17 protein-coding genes are annotated in these 17,772 nt (G+C 30.9%); 11 read left to right on the plus strand and 6 right to left on the minus strand.

Annotation, left to right across the window (positions count from 1 at the left end):
- Positions 1-9: 9 nt before the first annotated feature.
- The 4 genes from IFB02_RS12820 to IFB02_RS12835 form a co-directional block, all read right to left on the minus strand.
- Entirely contained in the window at positions 10-537 is a 528-nt protein-coding gene (locus IFB02_RS12820; RefSeq protein ID WP_106688767.1) for a hypothetical protein, read from the minus strand.
- A 1-nt stretch (position 538) separates the two neighbouring features.
- Positions 539-2,395: a DNA topoisomerase IV subunit B gene (locus IFB02_RS12825; RefSeq protein WP_106688768.1), complete on the minus strand. Its 1,857-nt coding sequence runs from the start codon at positions 2,393-2,395 to the stop codon at positions 539-541.
- Between the two features lie 268 nt (positions 2,396-2,663).
- Positions 2,664-3,758, minus strand: a complete 1,095-nt coding sequence (gene ychF / locus IFB02_RS12830; protein ID WP_106688769.1) for a redox-regulated ATPase YchF — start codon at positions 3,756-3,758, stop codon at positions 2,664-2,666.
- Between the two features lie 99 nt (positions 3,759-3,857).
- Entirely contained in the window at positions 3,858-4,211 is a 354-nt protein-coding gene (locus IFB02_RS12835; protein WP_106677846.1) for a 4Fe-4S dicluster domain-containing protein, read from the minus strand.
- Between the two features lie 71 nt (positions 4,212-4,282).
- On the opposite strand from IFB02_RS12835, the gene IFB02_RS12840 reads away from it, so the two are divergent.
- The 8 genes from IFB02_RS12840 to IFB02_RS12875 all read left to right on the plus strand — a co-directional run bounded on the left by IFB02_RS12840 (position 4,283) and on the right by IFB02_RS12875 (position 11,957).
- Positions 4,283-5,344 carry an acyl-CoA reductase gene (locus tag IFB02_RS12840; protein WP_106688770.1) on the plus strand — a complete coding sequence of 354 codons (1,062 nt, stop codon included), beginning with the start codon at positions 4,283-4,285 and terminating at the stop codon, positions 5,342-5,344.
- A gap of 114 nt (positions 5,345-5,458) precedes the next feature.
- Positions 5,459-6,520 (plus strand): 3-phosphoserine/phosphohydroxythreonine transaminase, encoded by a 1,062-nt coding sequence (gene serC, locus IFB02_RS12845; protein ID WP_106688771.1) that lies wholly within the window; start codon positions 5,459-5,461, stop codon positions 6,518-6,520.
- 34 nt (positions 6,521-6,554) lie between these two features.
- Entirely contained in the window at positions 6,555-7,511 is a 957-nt protein-coding gene (locus IFB02_RS12850; protein WP_106688772.1) for a D-2-hydroxyacid dehydrogenase, read from the plus strand.
- Between the two features lie 121 nt (positions 7,512-7,632).
- On the plus strand, positions 7,633-8,268 hold the full coding sequence (locus IFB02_RS12855) for a DUF937 domain-containing protein (RefSeq protein ID WP_106688773.1): 636 nt from the start codon (positions 7,633-7,635) through the stop codon (positions 8,266-8,268).
- Between the two features lie 92 nt (positions 8,269-8,360).
- Positions 8,361-8,795: a DUF6146 family protein gene (locus IFB02_RS12860; protein WP_106688774.1), complete on the plus strand. Its 435-nt coding sequence runs from the start codon at positions 8,361-8,363 to the stop codon at positions 8,793-8,795.
- A 36-nt stretch (positions 8,796-8,831) separates the two neighbouring features.
- Entirely contained in the window at positions 8,832-9,323 is a 492-nt protein-coding gene (locus tag IFB02_RS12865) for a DUF6787 family protein (RefSeq protein ID WP_106688775.1), read from the plus strand.
- Positions 9,324-9,656: a hypothetical protein gene (locus IFB02_RS12870; protein WP_106688776.1), complete on the plus strand. Its 333-nt coding sequence runs from the start codon at positions 9,324-9,326 to the stop codon at positions 9,654-9,656. It begins immediately after the preceding gene.
- A 75-nt stretch (positions 9,657-9,731) separates the two neighbouring features.
- Positions 9,732-11,957: a TonB-dependent receptor gene (locus IFB02_RS12875; protein ID WP_106688777.1), complete on the plus strand. Its 2,226-nt coding sequence runs from the start codon at positions 9,732-9,734 to the stop codon at positions 11,955-11,957.
- 156 nt (positions 11,958-12,113) lie between these two features.
- Here the strand turns inward: IFB02_RS12875 and IFB02_RS12880 are convergent, their stop codons facing one another.
- On the minus strand, positions 12,114-12,413 hold the full coding sequence (locus IFB02_RS12880) for a hypothetical protein (protein ID WP_106688778.1): 300 nt from the start codon (positions 12,411-12,413) through the stop codon (positions 12,114-12,116).
- Positions 12,414-12,534: 121 nt separating this feature from the next.
- Positions 12,535-13,131: a GTP cyclohydrolase I FolE gene (folE, locus tag IFB02_RS12885; protein WP_106688779.1), complete on the minus strand. Its 597-nt coding sequence runs from the start codon at positions 13,129-13,131 to the stop codon at positions 12,535-12,537.
- Positions 13,132-13,326: 195 nt separating this feature from the next.
- Here folE and IFB02_RS12890 point away from each other — a divergent pair, with 195 nt between their 5' ends.
- The 3 genes from IFB02_RS12890 (at position 13,327) to IFB02_RS12900 (ending at position 17,770) form a co-directional block, all read left to right on the plus strand.
- Positions 13,327-15,783, plus strand: a complete 2,457-nt coding sequence (locus IFB02_RS12890) for a DUF5916 domain-containing protein (RefSeq protein WP_106688780.1) — start codon at positions 13,327-13,329, stop codon at positions 15,781-15,783.
- Positions 15,784-15,833: 50 nt separating this feature from the next.
- A complete protein-coding gene (locus IFB02_RS12895; protein ID WP_106688781.1) occupies positions 15,834-16,493 on the plus strand; it encodes an ABC transporter ATP-binding protein in 660 nt (219 codons plus the stop codon).
- 68 nt (positions 16,494-16,561) lie between these two features.
- Positions 16,562-17,770 (plus strand): sensor histidine kinase, encoded by a 1,209-nt coding sequence (locus IFB02_RS12900; RefSeq protein WP_106688782.1) that lies wholly within the window; start codon positions 16,562-16,564, stop codon positions 17,768-17,770.
- Positions 17,771-17,772: the final 2 nt, after the last annotated feature.

Genomic DNA, 17,772 nt, shown 5'->3' on the forward strand with positions numbered 1-17,772 from the left:
AAGTTTTAATTATTCGATAGTTAAATAATATTCTACATCTATCAATTCAAAAGTATTTGATATGCCTGTTGAATGTGGCTCTTCAACATCATATGTAATAACACAACTTGAATTTGCATCAATTGATGTACAAGAATTTATGCCATAATTAGTTGAAAATTGGATATTATCTGAATTAATAGTTATTCTTTGTATACCTTCTACTGGTTGGTCGCTAAGGTTATTTAATTGAATTTCAAATTGTAATCTAGACGTATTATTACCTGTGTCTTGTGTGTATTCAAACTGAATTACATCATAGCTAAAGTCTTCTAATTTTTGAGGTTCTATTTGTTCTGCATCAGTTGGCTCTGAAAAATCACAAGGCACTTCTTGTTCTGTGTTGTAGCTGTAAAATGCTCCGTCAAGAATATAAAACTGAGTTAGGGTTATTGTTTTTGTACAACTTTGAATTGAATCTTCGTTTTCATCGCTAGAAGAACAATTAAAACATAAGAATAAAACAAATAATAAATTTAATATAGCTTTATATTTCATCCTACTTCTCTTCTATTAAATCCATTTCAACCTTTAAGTTATCTATGATAAACTCTTGTCGCGATGGTGTGTTTTTACCCATGTAAAAAGACAATAATTCTTCTATAGACATATTATCGTCAAGCATTACTGGATCTAGTCTTATATCGTCACCTATGAAATGTTTAAATTCGTCTGGACTAATTTCACCTAAACCTTTAAATCGTGTAATTTCTGGTTTTGGCTTTAGTTTTTCTATAGCGTTACGACGTTCTTCTTCGCTGTAACAATAAATAGTTTCTTTTTTGTTTCTTACCCTAAATAATGGTGTTTGTAAGATGTAAAGATGTCCGTTTTTAATTACTTCAGGGAAAAACTGTAGGAAAAATGTAATTAACAACAGTCTAATATGCATACCATCTACATCGGCATCGGTTGCAATTACAATGTTATTGTAACGTAAATCTTCTAAGGATTCTTCTATATTTAAAGCCGCTTGAAGTAGATTAAACTCTTCGTTTTCGTAAACTATTTTTTTGGTTAAACCGTAACTGTTTAATGGTTTTCCTTTTAAACTAAAAACCGCTTGCGTATTAACATCTCTAGATTTTGTGATACTTCCCGAAGCCGAATCTCCCTCAGTTATAAACAATGTAGTTTCTAGGTTTCTTTCGTTTTTTGTATCACCAAAATGCACACGACAATCGCGTAATTTTTTATTATGAAGACTTGCCTTTTTAGCACGATCTTTAGCTAATTTTCTAATACCAGAAAGCTCTTTACGTTCACGTTCGGCTTGTAATATTTTACGTTGAAGCTTTTCGGCTGTTTCAGTATTTTTATGCAGAAAGTTATCTAAGTACGTTTTGATAAAATCATTAACATAAGTTCTAACGGTCGGTAAATCTCCACCCATATCTGTCGACCCTAATTTTGTTTTAGTCTGACTTTCAAAAACTGGTTCCATTACCTTTATGGCAATTGCAGAAACAATAGACTTTCTAACATCTGAAGCATCGTAATTTTTACCATAAAAATCTCTGATAGTTTTTACAATAGCTTCTCTAAAAGCGTTTAAATGCGTTCCTCCTTGCGTTGTGTTTTGTCCATTTACAAAACTGTTGTAATCTTCGCTATACTGTGTTTTACTGTGCGTTATTGCGACTTCAATATCGTCACCACGTAAGTGTATTATTGGATAAAGTTGATCGTCTTCTTTTATTTTTTCTGAAAGAAGATCTTTTAATCCATTTTCGCTAAAATATTTTTCGCCATTAAAAACTATGGTTAAACCTGGATTTAAGTACACATAGTTTTTAAGCATTTTTGCTACATACTCATGACGAAACTTGTAATTTTTAAAGATAGTTTCGTCAGGAACAAATGAGACTTTTGTTCCTTTTCGTCTAGAGGTTTCTTCTAAAAACTCTTGATTTACAAGGTTTCCTTGCTCAAAATCGGCAGATGCACTTTTACCATCACGTGATGATTCTACTCTAAAGTATGTTGATAAAGCGTTAACTGCTTTTGTACCAACACCGTTAAGTCCAACCGATTTTTTAAAGGCTTTAGAATCGTATTTACCACCAGTATTCATTTTAGACACGACGTCTACAACTTTTCCTAATGGAATACCACGACCATAATCGCGTACAATAACTTTATTGCCTTGTATGGAAATCTCAATTGTTTTTCCTGCGCCCATAACAAACTCGTCTATCGAGTTGTCTAACACTTCTTTAAGCAGAATGTATATACCGTCGTCTGGCGAAGATCCATCACCTAATTTACCAATATACATACCAGGTCGCATACGGATGTGTTCTTTCCAGTCTAACGAGCGTATATTGTCTTCGGTATAATTAGTTTGTTCTGACATAAAATTTAGGTGCGAAATGTGAGATAAGTTGCTAAGATAACATAACCCAATAAAAAATGAAATAGTAGACTACGAAATTAATTAACAATGTATTTTGATAAGTAGGAATATAGTTTTTGGTGACACTAATTTCACGAATTTTCACAAATTCTCTAGTATTTCACATTTTAACTCAGTCACTTCTAAACAAAAAAACGAGATGAAAATTCATCTCGTTTTTTTGTTTTAAATCTTAATATTTAATTGCGAAGTAATCTAAAAATTTAAATTACACATTGAATCTAAAATGCATCACATCGCCATCTTTTACGATGTATTCTTTACCTTCAACTCGCATTTTACCAGCTTCTTTTACTTTAGCTTCACTACCTAACTCAACATAATCATTATAAGCAATAACTTCTGCTCTAATAAATCCTTTTTCAAAATCGGTATGGATTACTCCTGCTGCTTGTGGCGCTGTAGCACCTACATTAACAGTCCAAGCTCTTACTTCTTTAACTCCTGCTGTAAAATAGGTTTGTTGGTTTAATAAATTATAAGCTGCTCTAATTAATTTTGCAGATCCTGGTTCTTCTAAACCTATATCTTGTAAAAACATTTGGCGCTCTTCATAATCTTCAAGCTCGTTAATATCTGCTTCTGTTCCTACTGCAAGGACTAAAACTTCAGCATTTTCATTTTTTACGTTTTCTCGAACTTTTTCAACATATTCATTACCAGAAACAGCACTACCTTCGTCTACATTACATACATACATTACTGGCTTTTCTGTGATAAATTGTAATGGTTTTACGTAAGCTTTATGGTCTTCAGCAGAAAATTCTAAAGCTCTAATAGATGTTCCTGCTTCTAAAGCTTCTTTTATTTGTAATAATACGGCTTCTTCTTTTTGCGCCTCTTTATCACCTGTTTTTGCAGCTCTTTTTACTTTATCAAGTTTTTTCTCTACAGTTTCTAAGTCTTTTAATTGGAGTTCGATATCAATAGTTTCTTTATCTCTAATTGGATCAACACTACCATCTACATGCACAATATTATCGTTATCAAAACAACGTAACACATGTAAAATAGCATCTGTTTCTCTAATATTTGCTAAAAATTGGTTACCTAAACCTTCACCTTTACTAGCTCCTTTTACTAAACCTGCGATATCAACAATCTCTACAGTTGCAGGAATTACACGTTCTGGTTTTACTAAAGTTTCTAATTTTTCTAATCTTGGATCTGGTACATTTACCACACCAATATTAGGCTCTATAGTACAAAACGGAAAGTTTGCACTTTGCGCTTTTGCATTAGACAAACAATTAAATAAAGTCGATTTTCCTACGTTTGGTAAGCCTACAATTCCTGCTTTCATTGTTATATTTTATTTTTAACGAGTGCAAATGTACACATTAATCCAATAAAAAATCCCAAGTATTAACTTGAGATTTTAATTTTATACCTAAATATTATGTTATCCATCAGGATGCATAAATTTTTGTTTACCAAGTAAGGTTTCTTCACTTTCTACATGATCATCATCAGGCACACAACAATCTACAGGACAAACTGCAGCACATTGTGGCTCTTCATGAAACCCTTTACATTCTGTACATTTATCTGGAACAATGTAGTAAATCTCGTCACTTAATGGCTCTTGTGCTTCATCTGCATCTACCTCTTTACCATCTGGTAAAACCAATTTCCCTTCTAGACTTGTTCCATCTTTATATCTCCAATCGTCAGCACCTTCGTATATCGCAGTGTTTGGGCATTCAGGCTCGCAAGCTCCGCAGTTAATACATTCGTCTGTTATAATAATTGCCATAGCGTAATTTCGTTTTTGTTTACTTAACTTTGTGCAAAAATAAAGCCAAAAAAGCGGTTATACAAATTATAATGAGTAACAAATACACTATAAAGGACGCATTTATAAAGTTAGGAGAGTTTTTAAGTCAATTTACAACTAATGGCATTGTTAAAAAAGATAATATTTTAAACAATGATTTGTTTTTTGATGGATTTAAACATCAAATTAAATTAGCTAAAGAACACAACGGTTGGTTTACCGAAAATAATATTTTATTTGCTTTAGAAGGTTGGTCTAATCTACTGACAAAAAACAATTTAAACCAATGGTTATCAGGTTATAATTTAAATGAAGTTGAAGCAAAAAAGATAGCTATTATAATGGCAGGAAATATTCCTTTAGTTGGATTTCATGACTTTTTAAGCGTTATAATCACTGGACATGAAGTGTTAGTTAAACAATCGTCTAACGATAAACATCTTCTACCCTTTTTGGCTAAATATTTAGAGTATGTTAAACCAGATTTAAAAGGAAAAATAACGTTTACCGAAGACAAACTTCAAGATTTTGATGCTGTGATAGCAACAGGTAGCAACAATACGGCTAGGTATTTTGAGTATTATTTTAAAAATAAACCTTCAATAATTCGACAAAATAGAAATTCGGTTGCTGTTTTAACAGGTGATGAAACAGAAGAACAACTAAGCGGCTTATCCGAAGATATTTTTAGATATTACGGTTTAGGTTGTCGTAATGTGTCTAAATTATTTGTACCAAAAGACTATAATTTTGACGCTTTTTTTAAAGCGATGTACAAATGGCATCCTATAATTGAAGAAGCTAAATACGCTAACAACTACGATTATAATAAAGCAGTTTATCTAATGAGCGAATTTGACATGCTAGAAAATGGTTTTTTAATGATTAAAGAAGACCAAAGTTATGCATCGCCAATTGCTACTGTTTTTTATGAATACTATGACAGTTTAGAACAAATTCAACAAAAACTAACTATAGATAAAGATTTAATTCAATGTGTTGTTTCTAAAGGATTAACCAAAAGTGATATAAAGTTTGGTATGACACAAAAACCACAACTTTGGGACTATGCAGATAACGTGAACACAATTGAATTTTTGTTAAAAATATAGTTGATAAATTATCATATTAATAACACTTTTTACAGCATAAATTAGCACCTTTGTACAGCTTAACAAACTATATACACTTAATTAATATAGTGTATATGCATAAATTATAGTAAAATGCAAAGACACAATTTTAGCGCAGGTCCATGCGTATTGCCTCAAGAAGTATTACAAAAAGCCTCTCAAGCGGTTTTAGATTTTGACAATGGTTTATCATTAATAGAAATCTCCCACAGAAGTAAATCCTTTGTAGATATTATGGAGCAAGCACGATCTTTAGCTCTAGAATTACTTGGTTTAGAAGGTAAAGGCTATAAAGCTTTATTTTTACAAGGTGGCGCAAGCATGCAATTTTTAATGGTAGCACAAAACATGTTAGAAAAACGTGCTGCTTATTTAAATACAGGAACATGGAGTGATAAAGCCATTAAAGAAGCTAGAATATTTGATGATATTGTAGAAGTAGCTTCATCTAAAGACGCTAACTATAACTACATACCAAAAGGATTTGACATTCCTGAAGATTACGATTATTTTCACTGTACATCAAACAACACCATATTTGGAACACAAATAAAAGAATTTCCAAACTCACCAATACCAATGGTATGTGATATGAGTTCCGATATTTTTTCAAGAACATTAGATTTTTCAAAATTTGATATTATTTATGCTGGAGCTCAAAAAAATATGGGTCCTGCAGGAACAACTTTAGTCGTAATTAAAGAAGATGTTTTAGGTAAAGTTTCACGTAAAATACCATCAATGCTAGACTATAAGGTACATATAGACAAAAGCTCAATGTTTAATACGCCACCAGTATTTGCTGTGTACACTAGTATGTTAACGTTACAATGGTTAAAAGATTTAGGCGGAATTGCTGCAATTGAAAAAGAAAACGAGAAAAAAGCACGTTTAATTTATTCTGAAATAGATTTAAACCCTTTATTTAAAGGATTTGCAGCTAAAGAAGATCGTTCATTTATGAATGCAACTTTTACATTAACAAACGACGATTTAAAAGAAACTTTTGACACCATGTGGAAAGAAGCAGGTATTAACGGTCTTAACGGTCACAGAAGTGTTGGCGGTTACCGTGCAAGTATGTACAATGCATTATCTTTAGACAGTGTAAAAGTACTTGTTGAAGTAATGAGTGAATTAGAAACAAAAGCATAACATTTTTCGATACATCGAAATAAAAAATTATAAAATGAAAGTATTAGCAAACGACGGTATATCAAACAGTGGTATAGAAGCTTTAGAAGCTGCTGGATTTAACGTAAATACGACTACAGTAGCACAAGAACAATTAATAGATTATATAAATAAAAACGAAATCTCTGTACTTTTAGTAAGAAGCGCAACAAAAGTAAGAAAAGACATTATAGATGCTTGTTCATCCTTAAAAATAATAGGTCGTGGCGGCGTTGGTATGGATAATATTGATGTTGAATACGCAAGAGAAAAAGGATTACACGTAATAAATACTCCTGCTGCGTCTTCGCATTCTGTTGCAGAACTAGTGTTTGCTCACCTTTATGGTTTAGCAAGATTTTTACACAATGCGAACAGAGATATGCCTTTAGAAGGAGATACAAAATTTAAGGCATTAAAAAAAGCATATGCTAAAGGTACCGAATTAAAAGGAAAAACTTTAGGAATTATAGGTTTTGGTCGTATTGGACAAGCAACTGCAAAAGTAGCGATTGGTGCAGGAATGAAAGTCATTGCATTTGATCCTTTTATTGAAAAAGCTAACTTAGAATTAGAGTTTTTTGATGGTCAAAAACTAAATTTCAATATAGAAACTGAATCTAAAGAAGAAGTGATTAAAAAATCTGACTTTTTAACGCTTCACGTACCAGCACAAAAAGAATATGTAATTGGTAAAGACGAGTTTGATAACATGAAAGATGGTGTTATTATTGTTAACGCAGCTCGTGGTGGCGTTTTAGATGAAATCGCTTTAGTCAATGCTATTGAAAGCGGCAAAGTAGCAAGAGCTGCTTTAGATGTTTTTGAAAAAGAGCCACAACCAGAAATTCAGTTATTAATGAATACAAGTTTATCTTTAACTCCACATACTGGTGCAGCAACTAACGAAGCGCAAGATAGAATTGGTGTTGAGTTAGCTGATCAGATTAAAAGTTTACTTTTAAACGATTAAAACATACATTTTATCGTTAAAATTTAAAAAGTTATAATATTTAAAGTTCCAACAATAGGTTGGAACTTTTTTTTTGTAATTTACATTCACAAAATTTTAACAAACTTTAAAACTTATAACGATGGCAGGTATTTTAGACTTATTAAATTCAGATTTAGGTAAAACTATAATTAGTGGTGTTTCTGGATCTACAGGAACAGATGAAAACAGAACAGGAAGCGTTTTAACTATGGCTTTACCTGTATTAATGAAAGCAATGGAGCGTAATGCTTCTTCTCCAGAAGGTGCTCAAGGACTATTAGGAGCTATTATGGATAAACATGATGGTAGTATTTTAGATAACCTTGGTGGATTATTTAATGGTGGTGTTGACGATGCTGTAAAAACAGATGGTGATAAAATCTTAGGTCATGTTTTAGGTGCAAAAAAGCAAGGTGTTGAGCAAGTCATTGGACAAAAAGCTGGATTAGATGCTGGATCTGTTGGTAATATCTTAAAAGTTGCTGCTCCAATATTAATGGGTGTTTTAGGTAAACAAGCAAGACAAAACAATGTTAGTTCAACTAACGATTTAGGTGGATTACTTGGTGGATTACTTGGTGGTAGCGAAGCTAAAGAAGAGCAAAGCTTTTTAGAAAAAATATTAGATGCAGATGGTGATGGTAGTGTTGTAGATGATGTTGCAGGAATGGTTTTAGGAAGTGCAAAGAAAAAAGGTGGACTTGGTGGTTTACTAGGAAGCATCTTTGGAAAATAAACCTAAGTAATAATATTTTAATTAGCCAAACAGTAATGTTTGGCTTTTTTTTGAGCTTAATTTTGTAAATTTAAAGTAATAAAAAAATAGCTATGAAATATTTATCCTTAACCTTTCTATTAGTAATCTTGTTTTACAGTTGTGGACCAAAAAAACAAATTACTACACCAGATGACCAAGTAAATATACAAACAGGAGACACCATAAAAATATCTAATGAAGAGTCTGATTACGAAATCATTATAATAGAACCTGGATTTAATAATTATCTTAATTCTATTGCCAGACCAGAAGGATTTTATAGTCAAACCTTTCTGGAAAACAAAAATATATTTTATGTCCAAGCATGGAATAATAGAGTTTTACAACCTCAAAGATTTAGTCCAAATTTATACGAAATGCAAATTAACTATCAACAAAGCATAGATTATGGTTACGAGGTTAATTATAAGTTATATAACTACTTCATTTATTTTCAAAATAAATACAAACAAAATCTTTTAGGAGGACGAGTACCTGTAAATTAAAAGTCTTTTGTATTTTTGCAGCGCTAAAATTTTGAAATGGAAAAATTTAAAAATCGCTGGGAAATTCAACAAAATTGGCAGTTACTTTTTCCTGTAATTGGTCTTTCTGCTTTAATATATTCAGCATATAAACTTTCTAAAATATTTTCTAATCAACTAATAATCAAAATTATAAGTACTATTATAATTTCTATATTATTGGTGAGATTTACTTTGTTTTTATTTAAAAAATTAGAAAATAAATGGAAAGTAAACTATAAATGGGAAATGATTAGAATTTTTATGGTTTTTGCAATAACCGGATCATCTTCTGTTTTTATTGGCAGACCATTAATTGCTTTTTTAGGAATTACTAAAGAAAACTTAAATCCTTTTATTTATTGGGTTTTATATATTATTATTGGCCTTATTTTTTACCAAATATTATTAGTATTTTATGGATGGTTATTTGGTCAGTTTCAATTTTTTTGGAACTTTGAAAAAAAAATGCTCAGACGTTTTGGTTTAGGACGTTTTTTAAACGAATAAATGCACACATTTAAACACATATTATTAAAAAGCTTAGCGATTATAATAGTTGTAACGGTACTATTACCTGCGACTGTTAAAGCTATGCATGTGTTTGAAAACCATAAACACGACGTTTGTACAGAAAAAACTAGTGATCATCACTTACACCAAATAGATTTAGATTGTGAGTTTTATAAGATAAAACTCAACAATTCGCTATCATTTTCTGTATTTAGTTACACACTTATAGAGATTAAAAATAATCATAAACCTTTCCTTTCTCAATACCAATTTATTAGCTCTTATCAGCGATTAGGTATTGTACTTCGTGGTCCGCCACAATTTGTATAAACGCAGTTATAAATTTCGCTTTCGCGACATTCAATTTATTATTTAAAACACTTTATACAAATTCATATCTAAAAAATGAAACAATTTTTATTTATGCTAATTGCTATGGTATCTACCGTAACAATTGCACAAAACAATATATCTGGACAAATCACTATTAATGATTCTTCAGAGCCTATTCCTTATGCAAATATTTATTTTCCGCAGTTAGAAAAAGGAACAACTACCGATGACAACGGAAACTTCACTATAAATAATTTACCTTCTGGTGTTCAAAAAATAACCATTTCGGTAATTGGTTTTGAGGCCTTTTCAGAAAACATTACGCTACCGGCAACAAGCCCGTTTCAATTTCAACTAAAACCTTCTGCTATAGAAATGGATGAAGTTATTCTTTCAACGCCATTTCATAAGCTTCAAAAAGATAATGTAATGAAGGTTGAACAAGAAAAAATAAGCACATTAAAAGCAAAAGGTGCTGTAACTTTATCTGACGGAATTACCAATATTGCTGGTGTAGAAAGCATAACAACTGGTATGGGAATTGGTAAACCTGTTATTAGAGGTTTAAGCAGTAATCGTGTGTTAGTTTATGCGCAAGGTGTACGTCTAGAAAACCAACAGTTTGGTGCAGAACACGGTTTAGGTATAAATGATGATGGTATAGAAAGCGTCGAAGTGATAAAAGGTCCAGCATCTTTACTTTACGGTAGTGATGCACTTGGTGGCGTTTTATATCTAAATCCTGAACGTTTTGCAGAACCAAATAGCACTGCAACTAATATAAACACTAGATATTTTACAAATACAGATGGTTACAATGTTAATTTTGGACATAAAGCATCTGCAGATCAATTTAAATTCTTAATTAGATTAGGTCAAGCAGAACATAGCGACTATCAAACACAAGATTATAGAGTAACCAATACACGTTTTAGAGAACAAGATTTAAAGGCTGGTTTAGGTTACCAAAACACAAATTTTAAAACCGATTTTAGATATAATGTTAACCTTTCTAAACTTGGTATTCCTGAGGAAATTGGAAATCAATCTGATTTAAAAACACCTTTAGAGCCTTACCAAAGCTTAACCAACCATATTTTAAGTTCAAAAAGTACGTGGTTTTTTGACAATTCTAGCCTAGATATTAATTTAGGCTATATCTACAACGATAGACAAGAATTTGAAGACCATCATCACGAAGAACACGGTGAAGAACACCATGACGAAGATGAAGATGAACACCACGAAAACGAAGTGCCAGCACTACACATGAAGTTAAAAACCTTTAACTACAACATTAAATACAACTTACCAATTATGGGTAAATTTGAAACTATTGTTGGTGTACAAGGTATGCTTCAAAACAACAGTAATTATGGCGAAGAACAATTAATACCAGACGCAACAACAAATGATGTTGGTGTGTTAGCTACATCACATATTCATTTTGAAACTTTTGATGTGCAATTAGGTGCACGTTTTGATCACAGAAGTATAGATTTAGACAACGCTATTACTAAACAATTTAACAGCTTTAATGGTGCTGCTGGTATCAAAGCTAATGTGACTAAGGCTATTGTAGCACGATTAAACCTTGCTACAGGATTTAGAGCACCAAATTTATCTGAGCTAGTGTCTGATGGTACACACCACGGAACAAATAGATACGAGATAGGAAATATAGACCTTAAAAATGAGCAAAACTTTCAAACCGATTTAGCATTAGAATATACTAACGAGCATTTTGAAATCTTTGCCAACGGTTTTTATAACCACATTAATAATTACATCTATTTAGCGCCTAACGGAAACTTTATAGACAACACACCTGTATATAATTATTTACAAAGTAATGCGCGTTTATTTGGTGGCGAGTTTGGTGTACACTTACATCCGCATCCTTTAGATTGGTTACATTTAGAATCTAGTTTTGAAACTGTAACTGGACAACAAGATAATAATGATTATTTACCATTAATACCTGCTAACAGTTTAACCAATACGTTACGTGCAGAGTTTAATACCAATACCTTAAAAAACAGTTATGCATTTGTAAAACTACGTACTACGTTTGCACAAAATAATGTTAGCCAGTTTGAAACCACAACACCAAGCTATAACCTTTTAAGCGCTGGTATTGGCACAACGGTTACATTATTTAAAAATCCTTTAGATATAAGCATTGCAGGTACTAACTTAACCGACAAAGTGTACATTAACCATTTATCACGCTTAAAAACAGATGGTATTGCTAATATGGGACGTAATATTAGTTTTGGTTTAAATTATACCTTATAATTGTTAATAACACTGAAAAAACACTTAAAAAAATCCCGCAATAGGCGGGATTTTACTTTTTAAATTAATTTAAATAAAAGTAAATATTTAAAAATTTTATTTTTTTAAAAAACACTTTACCAGGTGTTTTTATATGTAATGATTATAAAATCAATCCTATTTCACTTCAATAGTTTGTTCTTCCTTTTTATTGGAAAACACATAAGTGTAAAGCCACATTATTGTAAATGTTGGAATAATATCTAATCCAGGTATTGCTTCTTCTACAAAAGAAATTACAGCTGCTACTCTACCCGTTTTTCCTTTATATAATTTTGTCATTAACCAAGCAGATGCTGGTGCCCAAATTATATCTGAAAATTCACCAATTCCAGGAATTAAAAAAGATACATAACCAAGCGCATCAAATAAAAGTCCTAAGATTAATTTTGTGTATTTGTTTGTAGTGTTACTCATTTATAGGTTTTTGAATTCTAATAACTTATAAGCAAATAGTATTCCAAAACTGAAAAAGCAATACGAATGTTGTGATAAGTGATAAGTTAATAGAAATAACCTTCAACTTTCAACTTTAAAACTAACTCAAATTCGCATTAATCAAATTTAAAAACTCTGTACGAGTTTCGATATTTTGAAAAGCGCCTCTAAATCCAGATGTTGTGGTTACCGAATTTTGTTTTTGTACGCCACGCATCATCATACACATATGACTTGCTTCTATTACTACTGCTACGCCTTCAGGTTTCAAAGTATCATTTATACAATCTAAAATTTGATGTGTTAAGCGTTCTTGCACTTGTAAACGTCTAGCAAAAACATCCACAATTCTAGGTAATTTACTTAACCCGACAATATGTCCGTTTGGTATGTAGGCAATATGTGCTTTACCAAAAAATGGTAAGATATGATGTTCGCACAGCGAATACAACTCGATATCCTTAACAATAACCATATCGTTGTAATCTTCTTTAAACATGGCGCCTTTTAAAATTTCGGCAGCATCTTGTTGATAACCTTGTGTTAAAAACTGCATCGCTTTTGCTGCGCGTTCTGGTGTTTTTAACAAGCCATCACGTTCTGTATTTTCGCCTAACTCTTCAATTATGCTTTTGTACCTTTCTTTTACATCATCGGTAACTTGCATATTGTATTCTTCAAATTTTTTATATGGCATTTTCAATAATTTATATTCTCGTAATAAAAATACTACTTTATTAGTAACCACAAGGTTTTTATTGTCTTTTTAAAGCTAGTTTTAACGATTTATTATGAGAATTTTTTAATGGTAACTATAGTTTTGTACCGTCAAACTGTAACATTATTAAATTACAATTGTCTTTATTGAGAAAACCACAATAAAACATCAAAAATGAAACTTTTATTCACTTCGCTATTTTCTATATTTCTTTTAGTCTTTTCTTATAGTCAAGATAAAAAAACATATACAATAAAAAGAACAGAAATTGCTCCCAAAATTGATGGTACATTAGATGATATTGCATGGAAAGATGCTCAAATTGCAACAAATTTTACCGAGTTTAGACCTAATTTAGGCGATTTACCAGCAAATGATAAGAAAACCAAAGTGATGATGACTTATGATGATTCTGGAATTTATGTTGCTGCATATTGTTACGACAATCCAGAAGATATCATGACACAATTTACACAACGCGATAATTTTGGACAATCAGATTTTTTTGGCATTATCTTTAATCCAAATAATGATGCACAAAACAACACCGAATTTTTTGTATTTAGCTCTGGTACGCAAGCAGATGCTGTAGAAAGCCCAAATAATGGTGAAGATTTTGGCTGGAATGCTGTTTGGGAAAGTAGTGTAAAAATGCAAAACGATGGTTGGATTGTAGAAGTTAAAATACCGTATAGAGCCTTACGTTTTACCCAACAAGACAATCCAACTTGGGGCATACAATTTCATAGACATTTTAGAAAAACTAGAGAGCAAATGACGTGGAATCCTGTAGATCCAACCAAAGGAAATATTGGATTATATCATGCCGAATTAAAAGGCTTAAAACAATTAAAACCACCAACACGTTTAAGTTTTTTCCCATATGCATCTGCATTAGTTAGTACATATGATAACGAAACCGAAACCGATTTTGCTGCAGGAATGGATTTAAAGTATGGTATTACCGAAAATATTACGTTAGACGCCACATTAATTCCAGATTTTAGCCAAGCTGGTTTTGATAATGTAATATTGAATCTTGGTCCTTTTGAACAACAGTTTTCTGAACGTCGTCAATTTTTTACAGAAGGTATAGATTTATTTAGTAAAGGTAATTTGTTTTATTCTAGACGAATTGGTGATAGACCAAGCAGATTTCCGGATTTAGATGAAGATGAATCTGTAGTAGAATTCCCTGAGAAAGTTCAGCTTCTTAATGCTATTAAAGTATCTGGACGTACAAAAAATGGACTTGGAATAGGTTTTTTTAATGCTATTACCGAAAAAACTTATGTAGATATAGAAAATAACAACAATAATACTAGACGCGAAGCACTTGTAGAACCATTAGCTAATTATAATATAATGGTATTGGATCAACAATTCAATAAAAATTCATCTGTGACTTTAATCAACACTAATGTGACTAGAAACGGTGATTTTAGAGACGCTAATGTCACAGGATTTTTAACCAATTTGGTAAACAAAAAAAATACAGTTGGCGTATATACTAATGCCAAGATGAGCACATTTAACGATGTTGCTTTTAAAGAAAATGGATACGCATTAGAAGCTGGTATTGGTAAAATTAGCGGAAAATACCGAGTGTCTTTAGATTATAATTATGCAGATAAAAATTACGATCCTAACGATCTTGGTATTTTATTTAGAAATAATTACAGTAATTTTAGTGCAGATGCAAGCTACCGTATTTTTGAACCTACAAAGCGCTTTAATAATATGTATATTGGGACTTGGTTTAATTACAACCGTTTAGCAAATCCAAGTACATATACAGGTAAAAACGTAGGTTTTAATTTTAATGCAACAAATAAAAAACTACATACATTTGGAATAAACTCTAATTGGAATATTGGCAAACAATACGACTATTTTGAACCAAGAAATGGGTTTGACAGCTATTTTATAACCAAAAATTATGCACAATCTAACATTTGGATTTCTAGTAATTACAACAACTTTTTTGCATTAGATGCAAATGTTGGTTACGGTAGGTTTTTTGATGACGAAAGATCTAATTTTAACAACTATTGGTTTGGTATAAATCCAAGATTTAAATTTAATGATAAGTTTTTATTGCTTTTAGGCTTAGAGTATGACAACTATACAGCAGATCGTGGTTTTGTAAATGGACAAGAAATTTATGATCGAATAATTTTTGGACAAAGAGATAGATTACAAATAATATCAAGCATCTCTGGAAGTTATAATTTTAATCCGCTTAACGCATTAACATTAAGTTTTAGAAATTATATGAGTACGGTTACCTACGACAACCAAATGTATGTACTTAATAGCAATGGTTACTTAAACCCATCTAATGTTTATACTAAAAATAATATTAATAGTGATCCTAATTTTTCTCCAGATATAAATTTTAATACATGGAATTTGGATTTAAGTTACACATGGCAATTTGCGCCTGGTAGCCAATTAACAGCTTTATATAGAAATCAAATTTTTAATCAAAATTCTAACTCAGAAGCCTCTTATTTAGAAACTTTAGAAGAATTATTTAAAGAAAAACAACGTAATACATTTTCTTTAAGAATGGTCTATTTTATAGATTACAACGACTTAAAAAAGGTTTTTAAAAGCAAAACCATATAATGTTGTTTAAGTACTAATATTGTAGTAATTTTCAACTTTCTTATTTGGTTATGATAAAAGCAAAAAATATACATAAATATTACAACGATTTACATGTATTAAAAGGTGTTAATGTAGATATAAAAAAGGGTGAAATAGTCTCTATTGTTGGTGCATCTGGTGCAGGAAAAACAACCTTATTGCAAATACTTGGTACTTTAGATTTTATAGATACAAACAAGGATACACAGTTAATTATTAACGATGTAAACATAACATCTTTATCAGAAAAACAATTAGCTAAATTTAGAAACAACCATATTGGGTTTATTTTTCAATTTCATCAATTATTACCAGAATTTACTGCATTAGAAAACGTTTGTATTCCTGCTTTTATAAAAGGGACTAATAAAAATGAAACCGAAAAACGCGCAAAAGAATTATTAGACTTCTTAGGTTTATCACACAGATATAATCATAAACCTAACGAGCTTTCTGGCGGAGAACAACAACGCGTTGCTGTTGCAAGAGCATTAGTAAACAATCCAGAGTTAATCTTTGCAGACGAACCTTCTGGAAATTTAGATAGCGAAAGCGCAGAAAATCTTCATAATTTATTTTTTAAATTAAGAGATCAATTTGGTCAAACCTTTGTAATCGTGACACATAACGAAGAATTAGCCAATCTAGCCGATAGAAAACTAACCATGGTTGACGGAAATATTATTTAATTTTAACATTTTTGTTGTATCTGTTTAAATTTTGATTACCTTAGTTAAACAATACATGATCTTATACTATGCAGCTAAATACTATTCCTAAAAACGAAGCAGAACGACTTTTAGCTGTAAAAAGTTACAAGCTAGATAGGCATCAAAACGATGTTGATTTTAATAATATTACAGAGCTTGCGTCTTCTTTAACCAATATTCCTGCGTCTTTAATTTCAATAGTAGAAGAAGATGAAGTTTGGTTTAAATCTGCTAAAGGCATGCAAATTTGCACATCTGATAGAAATTTATCGTTTTGTAGTTATGCAGTAGCAAGTGATGACGATATCTATATTGTTGAAGACACTAAAAAAGATTTGCGTTTTATAAATCATCCTTACACTAAAAACGGAAAAGACTCAGTAGTTTTTTATGCTGGTGTTTGTCTTGTAGATAAAAACGATCATAAATTAGGAACCTTATGTGTTATAGACAACAAACCTAATAGCTTAAACGAGCAACAAAAAGACGCTTTAAAACTATTAGCTAAACAAGTTGTCAAATTAATCGAGTTAAATAAAAGTAATGTCAAATTAAGACAAACAAAACGAAAATTAACTAAGAAAAATAAAATGCTTAAAGGATTTGCATCTCAAGTTGCACATGATATGAAAATGCCTTTAGCAAACATGATTTTAACTACAGATATTTTAAGGTCTAAATACAAAAAAGATATAGATAATCAAGGATTAGACTATTTAAAAAATATAAAAAGTGCTTCTCTATCTTTAAGCAATTACATTAATAATTTATTAAGCTATTATGAAAATAGTGCAATGGGCAAGAAATCTGCAGAGCATTTTTCATTTAACCAACTATTAGAAGAAGTTATAGATATTTTAAATATTAAAGTAGATTGTTCTATAAATTTACCAGAAAAAGATTACGATATTCACACCAATCGTGCTGCGCTAGAGCTTATCTTATTAAATCTTATTACCAATAGTTTAAAATATAATGATAAGCCAGAAACTGTAATAGATATAGAATTAGATACCTCTGATGCTCAATACGATTTTATTACAGTAAGAGATAACGGTATTGGTATTGCTAAAGAAAAACAAAAGCAAATTTTTAAATTATTTTCTACTGTTGAAGAAACTGATAGATTTGGTCAAAAAGGACATGGAATTGGCTTATCTACTGTTAAAAAATTAGTCTCTAATTTAGGCGGAAATATAAACGTAAACTCTAAAATTGGAGAAGGAAGTAGTTTTAAATTTTCAATAAAAAAATAAAA

Source organism: Mesoflavibacter profundi (assembly GCF_014764305.1).
Classification (GTDB): Bacteria; Bacteroidota; Bacteroidia; order Flavobacteriales; family Flavobacteriaceae; genus Mesoflavibacter; species Mesoflavibacter profundi.

Coding starts and splice junctions, on each gene's coding strand:
- folE (WP_106688779.1), bottom strand. CDS start 13,131: ATGCCATATAAAAAATTTGAAGAATACAATATGCAAGTTACCGATGAT.
- IFB02_RS12825 (WP_106688768.1), bottom strand. CDS start 2,395: ATGTCAGAACAAACTAATTATACCGAAGACAATATACGCTCGTTAGAC.
- IFB02_RS12855 (WP_106688773.1), top strand. CDS start 7,633: ATGGCAGGTATTTTAGACTTATTAAATTCAGATTTAGGTAAAACTATA.
- IFB02_RS12895 (WP_106688781.1), top strand. CDS start 15,834: ATGATAAAAGCAAAAAATATACATAAATATTACAACGATTTACATGTA.
- IFB02_RS12890 (WP_106688780.1), top strand. CDS start 13,327: ATGAAACTTTTATTCACTTCGCTATTTTCTATATTTCTTTTAGTCTTT.
- IFB02_RS12865 (WP_106688775.1), top strand. CDS start 8,832: ATGGAAAAATTTAAAAATCGCTGGGAAATTCAACAAAATTGGCAGTTA.
- IFB02_RS12870 (WP_106688776.1), top strand. CDS start 9,324: ATGCACACATTTAAACACATATTATTAAAAAGCTTAGCGATTATAATA.
- IFB02_RS12900 (WP_106688782.1), top strand. CDS start 16,562: ATGCAGCTAAATACTATTCCTAAAAACGAAGCAGAACGACTTTTAGCT.
- IFB02_RS12820 (WP_106688767.1), bottom strand. CDS start 537: ATGAAATATAAAGCTATATTAAATTTATTATTTGTTTTATTCTTATGT.
- IFB02_RS12880 (WP_106688778.1), bottom strand. CDS start 12,413: ATGAGTAACACTACAAACAAATACACAAAATTAATCTTAGGACTTTTA.
- serC (WP_106688771.1), top strand. CDS start 5,459: ATGCAAAGACACAATTTTAGCGCAGGTCCATGCGTATTGCCTCAAGAA.
- IFB02_RS12875 (WP_106688777.1), top strand. CDS start 9,732: ATGAAACAATTTTTATTTATGCTAATTGCTATGGTATCTACCGTAACA.
- IFB02_RS12850 (WP_106688772.1), top strand. CDS start 6,555: ATGAAAGTATTAGCAAACGACGGTATATCAAACAGTGGTATAGAAGCT.
- IFB02_RS12860 (WP_106688774.1), top strand. CDS start 8,361: ATGAAATATTTATCCTTAACCTTTCTATTAGTAATCTTGTTTTACAGT.
- ychF (WP_106688769.1), bottom strand. CDS start 3,758: ATGAAAGCAGGAATTGTAGGCTTACCAAACGTAGGAAAATCGACTTTA.
- IFB02_RS12840 (WP_106688770.1), top strand. CDS start 4,283: ATGAGTAACAAATACACTATAAAGGACGCATTTATAAAGTTAGGAGAG.
- IFB02_RS12835 (WP_106677846.1), bottom strand. CDS start 4,211: ATGGCAATTATTATAACAGACGAATGTATTAACTGCGGAGCTTGCGAG.